We start from the raw sequence: 14,927 nt of genomic DNA, 5'->3' as shown, positions 1-14,927 counted from the left end.
ATCTGGACCGCCGTGAGCGACCTGGCCGGGCTCGCGGAATCGTCCCGAGTCGGCCGCATCCAAGGATTCTTCGGACGCTCCGTCGTCCACCCGAAGCAGATCGACATTGTCAACGAGGCCTACACGCCCTCGGCCGAGGAACGAGAGCGCGCGCAGCGCATCGTTGACGACGCGTCCGCGTCCTCGGCGGCGGGGGAGACCGCGGTTCTCGACGAGAACGGCAGATTCATCGACCCGGCGGTCGTTGCGAATGCTCGCGTCGTACTCGACCGAGCCCCGGCCATCACAGTACGAGGAGCCACATCATGACCGAACAAACCATCACCGGTCCCGACGCACTGCTGAATGCGGTCGTCGACACCGACGTCGACATCGTCGAGCTGGGACATCCCCACACGACCGGTATGCCTTGCTCACCGAACCACCCCGGATTCCGGATGACGCTCATCCTCCGGCACGGCGACATGGTGCGACCCGACGGCGGATCGGCATCGAACGAGATCATCGTGACCGGCGGACACGTCGGCACCCACGTCGACGCGCTCTCCCACGTCAGCCACGAGGGCAAGCTGCACGGCGGCATCGACGCCCAGGAAGCCCAGCGCGGTGGAAAATTCTCCCAGCTCGGCGCGGAGTCCATTCCCTTCATGCTTCGCCGTGGACTGCTCCTCGATGTCGCACGGGTCCGCGGCGTCGACTCCCTCGACGTGGGGCAGGCGGTCACCGAACAGGACCTGCGCGATGCGGCCGACGCCGCCGGTGTGACACCGCGCCGCGGTGATGTCGTGCTGATCCGTACGGGATGGGCCCGGTACTTCGACGATCCGCAACGCTATCTCGGCCAGCAGGACGGTGTTCCGGGCGCCGATGTCGGTGCGGGCCGGTGGCTCGCGGCCAGCGGCATCGCGGCCGCCGGTGCAGACACGACCGCCTTCGAACACATCCCGGCGGGCAAGGGGCACAGTGTTCTTCCGGTTAACCGAGTGATGCTGGTGGAGAACGGAATCCACATCATCGAGCACCTCGACCTCGAGGATGCAAGCGCCCGCGGCCTGACCGAATTCACGTTCGTCATGGCACCGCTGCGCATCACCGGCGGCACCGGTTCGCCCGTTCGCCCCGTCGCGGTGGTGGCCTCGTGACCAGCACCGAGACCCGACACGACCTGATCGGAACGGTCGTCGGCCGGCTCGCCGCCCTCGCCGCCGACATCCGCACCACGGGACTGCCCGCAGAACTGCGCAAGGACGTCGCGCGCCGGGTGCTCGACCTGCTCGGAAACTCCCTCGCGGCGCACGACCAGCCGTCCGCTCGCGTCGTCACCGAGGTGGCACGCAACTGGTCGGGCGCAGCCGCGGCCACCGGCATCGGCACCGGAGAGCGGTTCCCGGCGGCCACCGCCGCGCTCGTCAACGGAACACTCGCCCATTCGATGGATTCCGACGACACCCATCTGCCGTCGGTGCTGCACCCGTCCGCTTCGGTGATCCCGGCGGCGCTCGCCGTCGGTGAAGCAGTGGGAGCCTCCGGTGCAGCCGTTCTCGACGCTGCGGGTGTGGGTGTCGAGATCGTGGTCCGCCTGGGAATGGGCGGCTACGACGAGGAACTCGGCAACTCCGAATTCTTCGAACGTGGCCAGCACGCAACCTCCATCTGCGGTGCCGTAGGTTCGGCTGCCGCCGCAGCGATGCTCTACGGACTCGAGACCGAAGGCATCGCGGACGCCATGGGCATCGCCGCGAGCTTCGGTGCCGGATTGCTCGAAGCCAACCGCACCGGCGGCACGGTCAAGCGGCCGCACTGCGGATGGGCCGCACACTCCGGTGTCACCTCGGCAGAATTTGCTCGCGCCGGGCTCACCGGACCGCCGACCGTGATCGAAGGACGCTTCGGATTCCTGCACGCCTTCTGCGGCGATCGGGCCGACACCGCGAAGGTGCTGGACGGACTGGGCGAGCACTGGGAACTGCCGGGCATCTTCTTCAAGCCCTACCCGTGCAACCACTTCACCCACGCCGGCATCGACGCCGCGCGGGCGCTCGTCCGCGACGGTCTGGACCCGGCCGACATCGTGGAGATCCAACTCGGCGTACCGAAGCCGGTACTACGCACGATCGCCGAGCCCCCGGCATCGAAGGCTGCTCCCGAATCCGGTTACCACGCGGTCTTCTCGGGCCCGTTCACCGTCGCACGGGCACTGCTCGGTGGCTCGGGACTCGGTGTGGGACACGCCGATTTCACCGACGCTGCCGCGAAGGATCCGCGCACACTCGAACTCGCGCGGCTGGTCACGAGTTACAGCGACGACCGCTGCGACGAGATCTACCCACATCAGTTCCCGGCGGTGCTCCGGGTACGTACGCGGGACGGTTCCTGGCACGAGGTTCGCGTCGACTATAACCGGGGTGGTCCGGCGAACCCGCTCTCCGACGACGAGCTCACGATGAAGTTCGATCTCAACGTCGAAGGACGGTTGTCGCCGGAGAGCGCCGTAGAGGTCGCTGGAGCCGCGCTGGCGCTCCCCGCCGCCGAGCCACTCGATGCCCTGATGGCGACCGTGCGCGGTTGATCCACGCAATGTGCGGATCGTGATGGTGTGCCGTCCGGCCGGCACGCGAGAAGGCGGGCCTTCTTCGGTAGCTCTTGTACCGAGAAGACCCGCCTTCGGCGCAGCGCCCCTATGGATCGCGCATGTGGCCGCGGGACCCTGCGACCATCGTCAGGACGGTGTCGCCGTTCGTAGCTCGCGGCGCAGCAGTTTGCCCGTCGCCGTCTTGGGGATGTCGGAGATGATCTCGACGAAGCGTGGGCACTTGTAGGCCGCCAGTCGCTTCTTCGTGAACGCGATCAGCTCATCGGGCGTGACCGTGGCTCCGGGGCGGAGGCTGACGAAAGCTTTGACAGTCTCCCCGCGGTATTCGTCGGGTACACCCACCACCGCTGCTTCGCGAACGGCGTCGTGTTCGTAGAGCACGTCCTCGACCTCGCGAGGCCAGACCTTGTAGCCACTGGCGTTGATCTGGTCCTTCTTGCGGTCGATGATGTAGAACCAGCCGTCGCTGTCCATGTAGCCGACATCGCCGGTGTGCAGCACGCCGTTCGGGATCGAGTTCGCGGTGGCCTCCGGCTTGTTCCAATACCCCGCTACCACCTGCGGCCCCGCCGTCACGAATTCCCCGACCTCGCCCGGGGGAAGGTCGTTGCCGTTGTCGTCGACGATCCGCACGACGGTGTCGTAGACCGGCACGCCCACGGAGGTCGCTCCGGTCAGCTCGTCGACCGGTGCCCGCCTGCCGAGCGGCACCCCGTGGGACGGGGAGGTCGTCTCGGTGAGGCCGTAGATGTTGTGGATGTAGTGGCCGAATCGCTCCTCGAACGCCGCGATGGTGCTCGGTGGAATCGGCGCTCCGCCGGAGTAGATCTTGGTCAGGCTCGCCAAGGCCTCCTTGCTCGCGTTCGGGGCGTTCATCAACGCGATGAACACCGTGATCGATCCGACGGTGAACGTGGCGCGTTGCTTTTCGATCGTCTCGATGGTGTCGGCCGGATCCATGCGGTACATCAGCACCAGCGGTGCACCGGTCAGCAGCGACAGGGCGATGTGGCCGACGAGCCCGGTGATGTGGAACAGCGGTGCGACGCCGAGGACGACGTCGTCTGGACCGATGTCGATCCAGTCCCGGTAGGTCTGCGCGTTGAACGCCACGTTGCGGTGGGTTGTCATCGCGCCCTTCGGTGGGCCGGTGGTCCCGGAGGTGTATGTCAGGAAAGCGACCGTGTCGGGGCCGATCTCGGCAGGCGGCACGGTTCGGCCACGGAAGGCCGTGAGCATCTCCGCCATGTCCGTGGTGCCCGCGCACTCGACGTGTTCGACGTCGGCGAGGGTGCCGCTGTTCGCAGTCTGGTACTCCAGTTCCGATGTCGTGATCACGGTGCGCACGTCGGTCGACTCGACGACCTTCGCTGCTACGTCGGTGTAGAGGGATTGCAGCGCGACCAGGACCGTGGCACCGGAGTCGCGCAGGATCTCCTCGAGTTCGCGTTCGCGGTACATCGGGTTGGCGGACACCGCTATACCGCCGGCCTTCCACGTTCCGAGTTGGGCGATGACGAACTGGGGCACGTTCTGTGCATAGATCGCGACCCGTTCACCCGGCTGGAACCCTGCGTCGAGGATTCCGGCGGCGAATGCGTCGCTCAGTTCGTCGAGTTCACCTGCGGTGATCCGGCCGTCGAAGTAGCGGATGATGTCGGCGTCCGGATCGCGTTCGACGGTCGCCCGGAACATCGCCAGGGCGTCGTCGAATTCGATCGTGCGTGGTTGCCGCTGCGCAGCGTCGTACTGCGACAACCACACCTTGTCGTCATAGATGGTCATGGTTCGCCTCAGCGGATGACGATGGGATTCACCGGGGCGCCGGTGCCGTTGACGATCTTCAGCGGGGCGGCGGTGTAGAGGAAACTCCAGCGGCCGTCCGCGGCGCAGGCGTCGGCGAGGTCGTCGAGCCAGGCGATCTCCGTCAGCGTGACACCGAGATTGCGCATCAGGGCGCAGTGCAACGGCAGCGCGACGCCGCTCTGCGGGTCGTAGGTCACCTCGTTGGCGATCGTGTCGGTCACCAGGTTCGGAATCTCCTTGTCCTGGAACCACTCGACGAGCTCGGGCGAATAGGTGAGGCCGGGCTCGCAGAATCCGTCGTAGAACTGTTCGGGGTTGTTCAACTCGTACCAGTACTTGAGCCACCCGGTGCGGATGATCAGGATGTCGTGCGGCTCGATGGTCACGCCCTGGGCGGTCGCAGCTTCCTCGAGATCGCGGTGGTCGAACGTTTCACCCTTGTCGAGATAGGGCTTCCCGCGATGGCGGGCCATGTCGATGAGGACGCCGCGGCCGACGATGCCCTTCTCTGCGATCGGGAGGACGGAGGCCTTGTCCATTCCTCCGACGGTGCTGCGGGCGTCGTACCCGTTCCAGAGTTTGCCGTCGTACCAGACGTGTCCGAGTGCGTCGTACTGGGTCGATCCCTGGAGAAAGACCAAGGCCGTGTCGTCGGCGTAGTGCAGGCCGCCCGGGAAGGCCGGAGCCCCGTCGCCGTCCCAGGAACTCTCATCGAGCACGTTCTGCCGCTTGATCCCCTCACGACCCGGCCACAGCGGGTCGCCGGGGCTCTCGGCGCGTCCCATGTGGATCTGGAGCGTGAAGGTCTCGCCCGACTTGACGTGCTGGACGCCGCGCAGAACCTCCGCTGCGTCGAGGTAGTTCAGTGCACCCAGCTCGTCGTCGGGTCCCCACTTGCCCCAATTGCTCGGCGCGTTCTCTCCGAGCAGTTCGCGCATTGCGGGAGCGTCGACCTCGGTCATGTTGTCCTCCATCGGGTAAACAGCGGGAGCGAGCACACGCTCGGTGTCGACTATGGTGCACGTCACACCTGTCGACGTCAACGGGTCGATATTTTCGCGAAAATCGCTGCGAGACAGCCGTGCAAGTGGATACGCTGCCCGGAACGGTCGAGGGCCGAATGGTCGGTGTTCAGCTATTTCAAACACAGGAGTTGTCGGTGAGTGCGGTTTCGGTCGACAGGTCGGCGTCGGTCGGGGCCGGTTTGCGCCAGGTACGGATCGCGCGCGGCATGACGCTGCGAGGCCTGGCCCGGTGCATCGACGTCAGCCCGGCCACCCTGAGCCAGATCGAGAACGGCAAGACCGGACTGACCGTCGATCGCTTGAACCGCATCGCCGATGCACTCGGGGTGAGGCCGGCGGAGATCCTCGAAGCCGGTCGGGCGGCGCTCACGGCACCCGCAGAGGAACCGGAAACCCTCGTTGCGACCCGGTCCGACCCACCCGGGCAGGTCGAAGCGTGTCGGCAGTGGCGGGAGTACGAACCGTTGTCGCTGGCACCCGTGCTCCAGGCCGCGCTCGAGGAGATCCTCGCCGTGGGGTATCACGGCACGAGCATGCGCGAGATCTCCAAGCGATGCGGCCTGTCGGTTCCGGGGATCTACAACTACTTCACCAGCAAGCAGGACATCCTGATGACGATCTATCAGGCGACGATGGACGATCTGGAGCAGCGCACACGCGGCGCACTCGCCGAAGGGGCCGGCCGGGATCCCGTCACGGTCTTCACGTTGTTGATCGAGAACCTGGCGCTGTACCACACGCACCGCCGCGAACTCGGGTTCATCGGTGCCAGTGAGATGCGTTCTCTCACAACGGAGAACCGGCGGATCATCGCCAACAAGAGGAACTGGCAGCAGGCGGTCGTCGACGAGAAGGTGCTGGCCGCCGTGCGCGCCGGATCGTTCCGGGTCCGAAACCCCGAGGACGCTGCTCGCGCAGTGGTCTCGATGTGTACTGCTCTCCCCACCTGGTGGCGACCCGTTGGGCGGATGAGTCCGGAAGAGGTAGCGAGCCTCTACGTGGAGTACGCCCTGGATCTCATGCAGTACCGAGGCGCAGACCTCGACCGCGGTCCCTGACCGAACCTCGACCCCATTTTCACGACGTCCCCGACCGAATCTTCGAGGGAGAAACCGTATGACCGACGTAGCGAACAGCATGCTCACCGCGCAGACGAACACCGAATTGCTGGATCTTCGACCGTCTCCCAGAGCGCTCGAACTCGAACAGGCTCTCGTGGAGTTCATGCACAGCCACGTGTTCCCGGCCGAACACGAATACGAGGCCTATCGCCGCAACGTCGGCCCCGACGACCACACAGTCCCGCCTGTCATCGAGACCCTCAAGCAGGAGGCCCGCAAGCGGGGCCTGTGGAATCTGTTCCTGCCGTCCGAATCCGGCATCGGGCAGCTCGACTATGCCAGACTCGCCGAGATCACCGGTTGGAGCCTGCATCTCGCCCCGGAAGCCACCAATGGGCAGGCTCCCGATACCGGCAACATGGAACTGCTCCACCTGTTCGGCACCGATGATCAGAAGAAGCAGTGGCTCGACCCACTGTTGAACGGCGAGATCCGGTCCGCTTTCTCCATGACCGAGATCGCCGTGGCCAGCTCCGATGCCACCAAAATCGAGACCAGAATCGAGCGCGACGGCGACAGCTACATCATCAACGGTCGCAAGTGGTGGACCAGCGGCGCCGCGGATCCCCGCTGCAAGGTGCTGATCGTCATGGGCAAGACCGATCCGAGCGCCGACACCCATCGTCAGCAGTCCATGATCCTGGTGCCGATCGACACTCCCGGTGTCACGATCGTCCGCGACCTGCCGGTGTTCGGACGACACGACCAGCACGGTCACTGTGAAGTCGTCTACGACAACGTCCGCGTTCCCGCCGAGAACCTCCTCGGGGAGGAGGGCGGCGGCTTCGCCATGGCGCAGGCACGTCTCGGACCCGGCCGCATCCACCACTGCATGCGCGCACTCGGTGCCGCCGAACGGGCCCTGGCGCTGATGACCACGCGCGCGCAGGGACGTGTCGCCTTCGGCAAGACACTGGCCGAGCAGGGGGTGGTGCAGCATCAGATCGCCGAATCGCGCGTCGCGATCGAACAGGCCCGGCTGCTGTGTCGTCTCGCGGCCAAGACCATCGACGAACACGGCAACAAGGCCGCCGCTCCCTACGTGTCCGCCGCGAAGGTCGCGGTACCGCGCATGACCCTCGAGGTCATCGACCGGGCGATCCAGGTACACGGCGGAGCGGGTATGAGCGACGATGTGCCCCTCGCCGCGATGTACGGCTGGCACCGTGCTATGCGCATCTACGACGGGCCCGACGAAGTGCACCTGCGCACGATCGCCAAGAACGAACTGCGCAAGTACCCGAGGTGACCGCGCTCCTCGTACGGATGGGGACGCGGCCGATCGTAGGGCCGGCACCGTAGGCCGATCACGACCGTGCGTCGGACTCTCGTTCCACTCGACATACTGTCTGCCTATGGCTGCCGGTTTCGATTTCTCCTGGGCTCAATTCTTGTGGATCGTGCTCATCTTCGTGGGCGTGCCGACCCTGATCGGCGTGAGCATGGTGTGGGTTGCCTGGCAGCGGGAGCGTGCGGGTGTCCTGAGTCCGTCGAGCGACCACGAGCACACCGGTGATCGACCCGCGGGTCTCGGCCGGCGCGGCCTGTGGGCGACCGGTGCAACCGCATTCGCACTCGGATTCTTGTCCTGCGCGGGATGGTTGAGTTGGTCGGCCGAACACGACGGCGAGTTCCGAGGTCCCGGCCTGCCCGCACCGAACGAGTTCCCCACCTGGCAGGTGATCGCCTGTGGAGTGACCGTCGTGCTGTCATGCTTCCTTTGCGCTCGTCGATCCCGCTGGGTGGTCAGCGGTGGACTGGCCGCCGCAATCGGCACGGCGGCAGGGTTCACCACCGCATTCAGCGTGGTTGCCAGTACCGACGACACCGGTCAGGCGGGAGTGGGTGTGATGCTGTCGGAGATCGGATGGGGTATCGGGCTGTGCCTGCTGATGCTTGTCAGGGCTGCTCGGATCAGAGGGACGCGTCGCAGAGCGGTGGGCGCGTCGTAGCTCATCGATGCGGTGGTGGGGAACGATCCGATGTCCCACCGAGTCCGCGGAATGCCGAGATCCGAGCACCGGCTCCGTCCCAGCAGTAAACGGACGAGACAACATCGAAGGATGGATCCCATGGCACACGTACGACGTTTCGACCATGTCGGCCTCACCGTCTCCGACCTCGACGTTGCGACGGCGTTCTTCGCCGGCCTCGGTTTCGAGGTCGAAGGCACCGGCTCTGTGCAGGGCGACTTTCCTGCGACCGTCTGCGGACTCCCCGGCACGCACTGCGAGATCGTGATGCTCCGACCCCCGGACGGAGGGACCCGGCTCGAGCTTTCGCGCTTCATCGCGCCCGACCACCTCCCCGGTTCGCCGACGGCGATGCCGAACGAGCTCGGGATCCGCAATGTGTCGTTCGAGGTCGGCGACCTCCAAGTTGCCGTCGACGCTGTAGCCGAGCAGGGTTACGGGCTCGTCGGGGGTATCGGTGAATACGAGAACAGCGTGCGAATGGCGTACGTGCGGGGACCGGACGGCATCATCGTGTCGTTGTTCGAACAGCTCGGTTGACGCTCGCCCCCGCCGGCGGAGATCGGCATCGAACCTCTCGATGATCGGGCGACCGGCTCAGCTCGTCCCGGCGGCCCCCACTGCATCCAGTTCGGCGCGGAGAGAGGTCGATTCGGTTCTCAGCGTCAGATTTTCAGTCTGAAGCGTCTTCGTCTCGTCGCGCAAGGCGGTGATCTCGTCGCGCAGTGCCGACAGTTCGGCCCGCAGTTCGTCGCCGCGTGCTCGTGCCGCGGTCTCGGCTGCCTGGGCTGTCGCGGCGGTGATGCGCGATTCCTCGAGTCGGCTCCGTAGCTCGGAGGTGCGGTCGCGCTCGGTGGTGAGCTCGGTGTCGAGGCGCTCGCGGGTAGAGACCTCCCGGTCGAGTGCGGCCTGCAGGCGCGCGATCTCGGCTCGCAGGTCGGTGACCTCGACGGTCGCGCGCTCACGCTGGGCTGCTGCCTCGTCGAGTTCGCGTCGCTGCGCGGTGAGGGATTCGTCCTGCTGAACGATCGTCGCACGCAGGTCGCCGACTACCCCTGTGTGCTCGGCGGTCGCGGCCTCGAACTCGTCCTTCCACCGCTGCAGCGTTGCGGCGTGCTCGTCCTTGAGGCGCGTCAACTCGGCGTGATGCGCCTCGTCGAGTCGGCGCACCTGTTCGGTGTGTGCGGTACGAGCGTCGGCGAGTTCGGCGTCGACGGCGGCCACTGCCGCGTCGGCGTTGTCGCGGTCCTCGAGTGCCTGGGCGAGTTGTTCGCGTAGACGGACGATCTTCGCGTCGGCGTCGGCTTTGACCTTCGCGAGTTCGGCGGCGGACCGCGTCATCTGCGCCTCGAGGGCCTCGGCGTCGGTGAGCTTGTCGACCGCGGTGGTGATCCGTTCGGCGATCGCCGAGTACTGCTCGACGCTGTTGGTTGCGAGGGCGCGTAGGGCAGTGGTGGCGGCCGTGAGCGCGGAGACCGCATCGTCCGGGCTCTCGACGACCGCCGGGGCCGTGCCGGCGGCTTCTTTCTTGGCGCGTTCGCGTTCGCGATAGGCGCGCACACGGTCGGCTGCCGTGGCGTACTTCCGAGGGCGTCCCACCCGGGGTTTGCTCGAGTCCTCCTCGTCGGTGGTCGCTTCGGGAGTGGGGGAGTGTGCGTCGGTCATGGAGGTCCTCGTCGTGGCGCGTCGAAATCCCGGGTCGCAGGTATCGTACCGCATTTAGTTACGTAATTAAGCAATGGGACTGTGATGAAACGAAACGATATGGAACGCTGTGAACTGGGTAAAAGACACACGAAGTGGCTTTTCGTAACGAAGAGCGCAGTAGAAACAACTTGATCTCATCCGTGATCGAGTGTGCGTACTGATCGTCATAATCCCCACTTATGACGATCAGCTGCGGGCGACGGTCGAAAACTGTGCACCCCCCCGGATCGGGGACCGGGAAGCCCGCTGAGGAAGGGGCCCCTCGACTGTGGCGCCGGTCACCGACTGTGCGGGGCGGGAGTTGTCGAATGTCTGCTCCAGCCGGCGGATGTAATGAAACACATTGCAGCGCTGGGCAGTCTGCGCTCGCTTGAGCGTGTATCGGCACACCGAAGAGAAGAGGTAATCGAATGGGCTCTGCAGCAATGTTCCTTGCGGATGTTCTCGTCGCCGTCATCACGCAGCTGATCGAGACCGGATCGTCATCCGGATCCTGATCTATCACCGCCGTGGTCGCCCTCCCGCTCGTCACACGGAGAGCGACCACAGGCGCAGGACAGAGGGGGTACAAGGATGAAACACGTCGGAATCCTGGGCCACAGCTGGGAAGGTGCCTCGCTGTGCTGGCGCGAGGTCTGTCAGCACAGCAACCGTCTCGGGCATCCGGCGCATCCGGATGTCACCATGGACTGCATCTCCTTCGAGCACTGCATGCCCGCGTGGGAGCGCGGGGATTACGAAGCGGTGCGCGCCATGCTTGCAACCAGCGTCGATCGTCTGGCCCGGGCCGGCTGCGACTTCTTCGTGTGCCCGGACAACACCGCTCATCTCGCGCTCGAAGCACCCGGTGATCCACTCACGATTCCCGGGCTGCACCTGATCGACATCGTGGCCGACGCAGCGCAGCGTGCCGGGCACCGACGCGTCGGCATCCTGGGAACGCGGTTCACGACGATCAGGACCTGGTACACGCGGCGATCTTCGACGAACTGGTGCACGGCATCTTCCGGGACGAGGCCCGGACGTCCTTCGTGGACCTCATCGGCAGACTCGCGGAGTCCGGGTGCGACGCGGTCGCGCTGGTGTGCACCGAGATCCCACTTCTGGTCTCCCCGGACGACTCGCCGTTGCCGGCACTGGACTCGACACGACTGTCCGGACAGGCGGCCCTCGAAGTGGCTCTCGGAACGCGCGACCTGCCGACCTGGCGCGGCGGACAGTTCCGGTGATAATAGGCAGGTAGCCGCGGCGGGTCGTAGCATCGAGCATATGGTCCTCTTCTACGAGATCGCCCTCGTGATCGCGTCGGTGCTCATCGCGTGGTTCGCGGTGTACGTGCTGTACCGCCTCGTCACCGACGAATCCACCAGTCGGCGCTGACGGGTCGCCCGACCGACCGGACACATGTGGACATGTCGGCCACACTGCCCCGGCTCAGGGAGCCCGGGGTACGTCGGACGTCGGTGCCCCAACTTTGTCGAACACGTTCCGAGTGCCGTACGCGACGGGCATGAGGGCAGACCATGACCGACAGCTCCTTCCGTCCCGAGCGCACCTACCGACCGAGCCGGTGGCGACACATCGAGAACGTCGCGATGAGCACGCTTACTCGTGCGGGATTGGTGCCGCACTCCTATCTACTGACCACACGCGGCAGGCGCACCGGGAAGATCCGCCGCAATCCCGTGCTGATCGTCGATCTGCACGGAAAACGCTGGCTCGTGGCCCCGTACGGATCGGTGGGGTGGGTGCACAACGCGCGTGCTGCCCGCGAGGTCGAGCTCAGCAGGCGCCGCGACACGCGCCGCTACTCGATCCATGAGCTATCAGCGGAGGAGGCCGGGCCCGTCCTGCAGCGGTACATCGAGCTGGCGTCCGCCACCCGGCGGTATTTCGAGGCACGCAGGAACGATCCGGTGGAACGGTTCGTCGCAGAGGCCGGTCACCATCCGGTCTTCGAACTGCTGCCACCGACGTAATCGACGGAACTTTCATACGAGATTCGGGTAGCGCGCTACGCGTGTGCCTGCTGCCGTTAGTGACCACCATGATCTTCGTCGATTCGATTCGGATCGCGGACGCTCGACACCACCGAGGTACGGTCATGGTTACGAAATACGAAGTCGTCGCAGGCGACACGCTCTCGAAGTTGGCGCAGAGGTTCTACGGTGACGCGACGCTGTTCCCCGTCATCGCCGTTCCGAACGGCATCACCGATCCGGACGAGATCACCGTCGGACAGGAACTGCTCATCCCGTACATCACCGAACGGCACACCGTTGCACCGGACGAGACACTGTCGGGATTGGCGCAACACTTCTACGGCGACGGAACCCTGTTCCCGGTGCTCGCGGCGGCCAACCACATCGCCGACCCGAATGTCATCCAGGTCGGCCGCTCACTGCTGAATCCCGAATTCGGGGACGTGGGGCACCACACCGTGGTCGCGGGAGAGACCCTCTGGGAGCTTGCACGCCGCTGGTACGGCGAGGCGCAGCTGTATCCGGTGATCTCGTTCCCGAACCACATCACCGACCCCGACCACGTCGAGGTCGGCCGCGTGCTGATTTGTCCGGGGCTCAACTACCGGCACACCGTCGTCCCTGGCGATACCCTGCGGGCTCTGGCGGAGGACCACTACGGGAACGCGGAGATGTTCGCGATGATTGCGGCTGCCAATCACGTCGCTGATCCGAACAGGATCACCGTCGGGCAGGTGCTGTTCTTCCCGAACCTCACCAACTTCTGACCAGAGGGGCCGTGAGGCCGGTGCGGGTCACGTGGCGACGGGGTAGTGGCTCCGAACGGCGATGCGGTTCCACGCGTTCATGACGATCGCAAGCCACGTGACCGCGGAAACCTGCTCGTCACTCAGTGCACCGTTGTCCCACTCGTGACGACCGGGTTCCATGGGGCGTGTGACTTCTTCCGCCAGCGCGAGCGCGGCGCGCTCCTGGTCGGTGAAGTACTGCGACTCGCACCAGGCCGCGACGACCGCGAGACGATCGGTGGTCTCGCCCTTCTCCAGGGCGTCGCGCGTATGCATACGCAGGAAGAACGCGCATCCGTTGAGCTGCGACGTGCGGATTCACCAATTCGGCGAGCTTCGCATCGAGAGCGGCCTGCGAGACGGCCTCCTCGACCTCCTTGTTCAACGCCAGAACGTTCTTGTAGGCGGCCGGGTGCTGCTTACCGAGATTGATGTGCGCCATTGTGGATGTCCTTCCAGCGGGCGACATCGGCCGGAGCGACCGGCCGCTTCATTCTGTCAGCCGCATCCATGCCGGTGGGTGTGGTTCGCGCCGCCGGATCAGTGGGTGCGGTCGTACTCGTCCTGCGCGGCGACGATCTCGGGCATCGACTCCTCCACGACGTCGATGAGCGTCAGCAGGGGCGCGGTGATGCGGCGTCCGAGGTCGGTGAGCGAGTACTCGACATGCGGAGGGATCGTCCCCAGGACGGCGCGGTGGATCAGGCCGTCGCGTTCGAGGGTCTGCAGGGTCTGCGACAGCATGCGTTCGCTCACGCCGTCGACCCGGCGACGCAGTTCCGAGAACCGGCGCGTGTCGTCGACGAGGGCCGCCAGCACCAGCACACCCCAACGCCCGGTGATGTTCTGCAGCACCGGACGCGACGGGCACTCGCGCGCGAAGACGTCGGCTTCGGGGAGGCGATCGGTGCTCATGAATGCCGAGTATACGGCGGCTATGCGAACGATGGGTACCGACTCCAATGGTTGCACTTACGAAAAGTAAGTGATGGAATGGTGGCGTTCCCGATCCCGCTCGACCACTTCGAGGAGTCCCATGACCATCGCTGTCACCGGAGCTGCCGGCCACCTCGGCCGCCTGACCATCACCGCTCTCCGCACCCGCGGTATCGCCGCCGGCGACATCGTCGCCGTCGTGCGCGACGCCGCGAAGGCCGCAGACCTGGCGGCCGACGGGGTGCAGGTCCGTGTTGCGGACTACGCCGATGCGGCGTCCCTGCGCGACGCGCTGGCCGGTGTCGACAAGCTGCTTCTCGTCTCCGGCAGCGAAGTGGGGCAGCGACTGCCCCAGCACACCAACATCATCGACGCCGCCCAGGCCACCGGCGTCGCGTTCATCGCCTACACCTCGATCCTGAACGCGGCGACGAGCCCGCTGATCCTCGCCGGCGAACACAAGGCCACCGAGGAACTGCTCGCCGCCTCCGGTATCGACCACGCCCTGCTGCGCAACGGCTGGTACTGGGAGAACTACGACAGCTCGGTCGCCGCTGCCGCTGCCACCGGGGCGCTGTTCGGTTCGGCCGGCACAGGCCGCGTCGCCGGGGCCGCCCGCAAGGACTTCGCCGAAGCGTCCGCCGTGGTCCTCACGACCGAGGGACACGCCGGTGCCGTCTACGAACTCGGCGGTCAGCGACTGACCTACACCGAACTGGCGGAGGTCCTCTCCGACATCGTCGGCGTACCCGTGACCTACAAGGATCTGCCGAAGGAGGAGTACGCGACGATCCTCGAGAACGCCGGTGTGCCCGCACAGTTCGCCGCCGTGCTCGCCGACTCCGACGCGGGCATCGCCGTCGGCGCGCTCGACACCGACAGCGGAGATCTCGAACGCCTCATCGGGCGCCCCGCCACGCCGGCAGCCGAAGCGATCGGTGCCTGACACCCGCTAATCCCGTCGGGTCCGGGCGCGTGATGGCAGGATCGGGACTC

Annotated in this window: 15 protein-coding genes and 2 pseudogenes; 12 read left to right on the top strand and 5 right to left on the bottom strand. The window is 66.0% G+C overall.

What is annotated here, in order from left to right; genetic code table 11:
* Positions 1-12: 12 nt before the first annotated feature.
* The 3 genes from BLV31_RS13785 to BLV31_RS13775 are packed head-to-tail and all read left to right on the top strand — an operon-like array spanning position 13 to position 2,569.
* Positions 13-309, top strand: coding sequence for an HpcH/HpaI aldolase/citrate lyase family protein (locus tag BLV31_RS13785; protein WP_232512266.1), 297 nt, complete (start codon positions 13-15; stop codon positions 307-309).
* Positions 306-1,142, top strand: coding sequence for a cyclase family protein (locus BLV31_RS13780; protein ID WP_064061020.1), 837 nt, complete (start codon positions 306-308; stop codon positions 1,140-1,142). The genes BLV31_RS13785 and BLV31_RS13780 overlap by 4 nt, the downstream gene beginning before the upstream one ends.
* Entirely contained in the window at positions 1,139-2,569 is a 1,431-nt protein-coding gene (locus BLV31_RS13775) for an MmgE/PrpD family protein (protein ID WP_064061021.1), read from the top strand. The genes BLV31_RS13780 and BLV31_RS13775 overlap by 4 nt, the downstream gene beginning before the upstream one ends.
* 150 nt (positions 2,570-2,719) lie before the next feature.
* On the opposite strand, the gene BLV31_RS13770 is transcribed toward BLV31_RS13775, so the two are convergent.
* Entirely contained in the window at positions 2,720-4,378 is a 1,659-nt protein-coding gene (locus BLV31_RS13770; RefSeq protein ID WP_064061022.1) for a class I adenylate-forming enzyme family protein, read from the bottom strand.
* 8 nt (positions 4,379-4,386) lie between these two features.
* Positions 4,387-5,361 carry a cyclase family protein gene (locus BLV31_RS13765; protein WP_024101012.1) on the bottom strand — a complete coding sequence of 325 codons (975 nt, stop codon included), beginning with the start codon at positions 5,359-5,361 and terminating at the stop codon, positions 4,387-4,389.
* Between the two features lie 197 nt (positions 5,362-5,558).
* On the opposite strand from BLV31_RS13765, the gene BLV31_RS13760 reads away from it, so the two are divergent.
* From BLV31_RS13760 to BLV31_RS13745, 4 genes are all read left to right on the top strand, one after another.
* Complete coding sequence (locus tag BLV31_RS13760; protein WP_307718228.1) at positions 5,559-6,482, top strand: TetR-type transcription factor C-terminal domain-containing protein; 924 nt, start codon at positions 5,559-5,561, stop codon at positions 6,480-6,482.
* Between the two features lie 58 nt (positions 6,483-6,540).
* Positions 6,541-7,794: an acyl-CoA dehydrogenase family protein gene (locus BLV31_RS13755; RefSeq protein WP_064061024.1), complete on the top strand. Its 1,254-nt coding sequence runs from the start codon at positions 6,541-6,543 to the stop codon at positions 7,792-7,794.
* 106 nt (positions 7,795-7,900) lie between these two features.
* A complete protein-coding gene (locus tag BLV31_RS13750) occupies positions 7,901-8,497 on the top strand; it encodes a hypothetical protein (protein WP_064061025.1) in 597 nt (198 codons plus the stop codon).
* Between the two features lie 120 nt (positions 8,498-8,617).
* Positions 8,618-9,058: a VOC family protein gene (locus BLV31_RS13745; RefSeq protein WP_019289494.1), complete on the top strand. Its 441-nt coding sequence runs from the start codon at positions 8,618-8,620 to the stop codon at positions 9,056-9,058.
* Positions 9,059-9,115: 57 nt separating this feature from the next.
* On the opposite strand, the gene BLV31_RS13740 is transcribed toward BLV31_RS13745, so the two are convergent.
* Positions 9,116-10,183 (bottom strand): coiled-coil domain-containing protein, encoded by a 1,068-nt coding sequence (locus BLV31_RS13740; RefSeq protein WP_064061026.1) that lies wholly within the window; start codon positions 10,181-10,183, stop codon positions 9,116-9,118.
* Positions 10,184-10,798: 615 nt separating this feature from the next.
* Here BLV31_RS13740 and BLV31_RS25880 point away from each other — a divergent pair.
* From BLV31_RS25880 to BLV31_RS13725, 4 genes and pseudogenes are all read left to right on the top strand, one after another.
* Positions 10,799-11,140, top strand: a pseudogene (locus tag BLV31_RS25880) (aspartate racemase); the annotation flags it as partial.
* 77 nt (positions 11,141-11,217) lie between these two features.
* Entirely contained in the window at positions 11,218-11,454 is a 237-nt protein-coding gene (locus BLV31_RS25410) for a hypothetical protein (protein WP_232512732.1), read from the top strand.
* 294 nt (positions 11,455-11,748) lie between these two features.
* Entirely contained in the window at positions 11,749-12,204 is a 456-nt protein-coding gene (locus tag BLV31_RS13730; protein WP_064061027.1) for a nitroreductase family deazaflavin-dependent oxidoreductase, read from the top strand.
* A gap of 125 nt (positions 12,205-12,329) precedes the next feature.
* Positions 12,330-12,974 (top strand): LysM peptidoglycan-binding domain-containing protein, encoded by a 645-nt coding sequence (locus tag BLV31_RS13725; protein ID WP_064061048.1) that lies wholly within the window; start codon positions 12,330-12,332, stop codon positions 12,972-12,974.
* A gap of 27 nt (positions 12,975-13,001) precedes the next feature.
* Here BLV31_RS13725 and BLV31_RS13720 read toward each other — a convergent pair.
* A pseudogene (locus BLV31_RS13720) lies at positions 13,002-13,437 on the bottom strand (carboxymuconolactone decarboxylase family protein).
* 98 nt (positions 13,438-13,535) lie between these two features.
* The gene (locus tag BLV31_RS13715) at positions 13,536-13,910 is read right to left on the bottom strand and encodes a winged helix-turn-helix transcriptional regulator (RefSeq protein WP_006552145.1); all 375 of its coding nucleotides are present in this window, start codon (positions 13,908-13,910) and stop codon (positions 13,536-13,538) included.
* 121 nt (positions 13,911-14,031) lie between these two features.
* On the opposite strand from BLV31_RS13715, the gene BLV31_RS13710 reads away from it, so the two are divergent.
* Positions 14,032-14,877 carry an SDR family oxidoreductase gene (locus tag BLV31_RS13710; protein ID WP_064061028.1) on the top strand — a complete coding sequence of 282 codons (846 nt, stop codon included), beginning with the start codon at positions 14,032-14,034 and terminating at the stop codon, positions 14,875-14,877.
* Positions 14,878-14,927: the final 50 nt, after the last annotated feature.

The organism is Rhodococcus pyridinivorans, from assembly GCF_900105195.1.
GTDB classification, from domain to species: Bacteria; Actinomycetota; Actinomycetes; order Mycobacteriales; family Mycobacteriaceae; genus Rhodococcus; species Rhodococcus pyridinivorans.
This window is presented reverse-complemented; position numbering and strand designations above follow the sequence as displayed.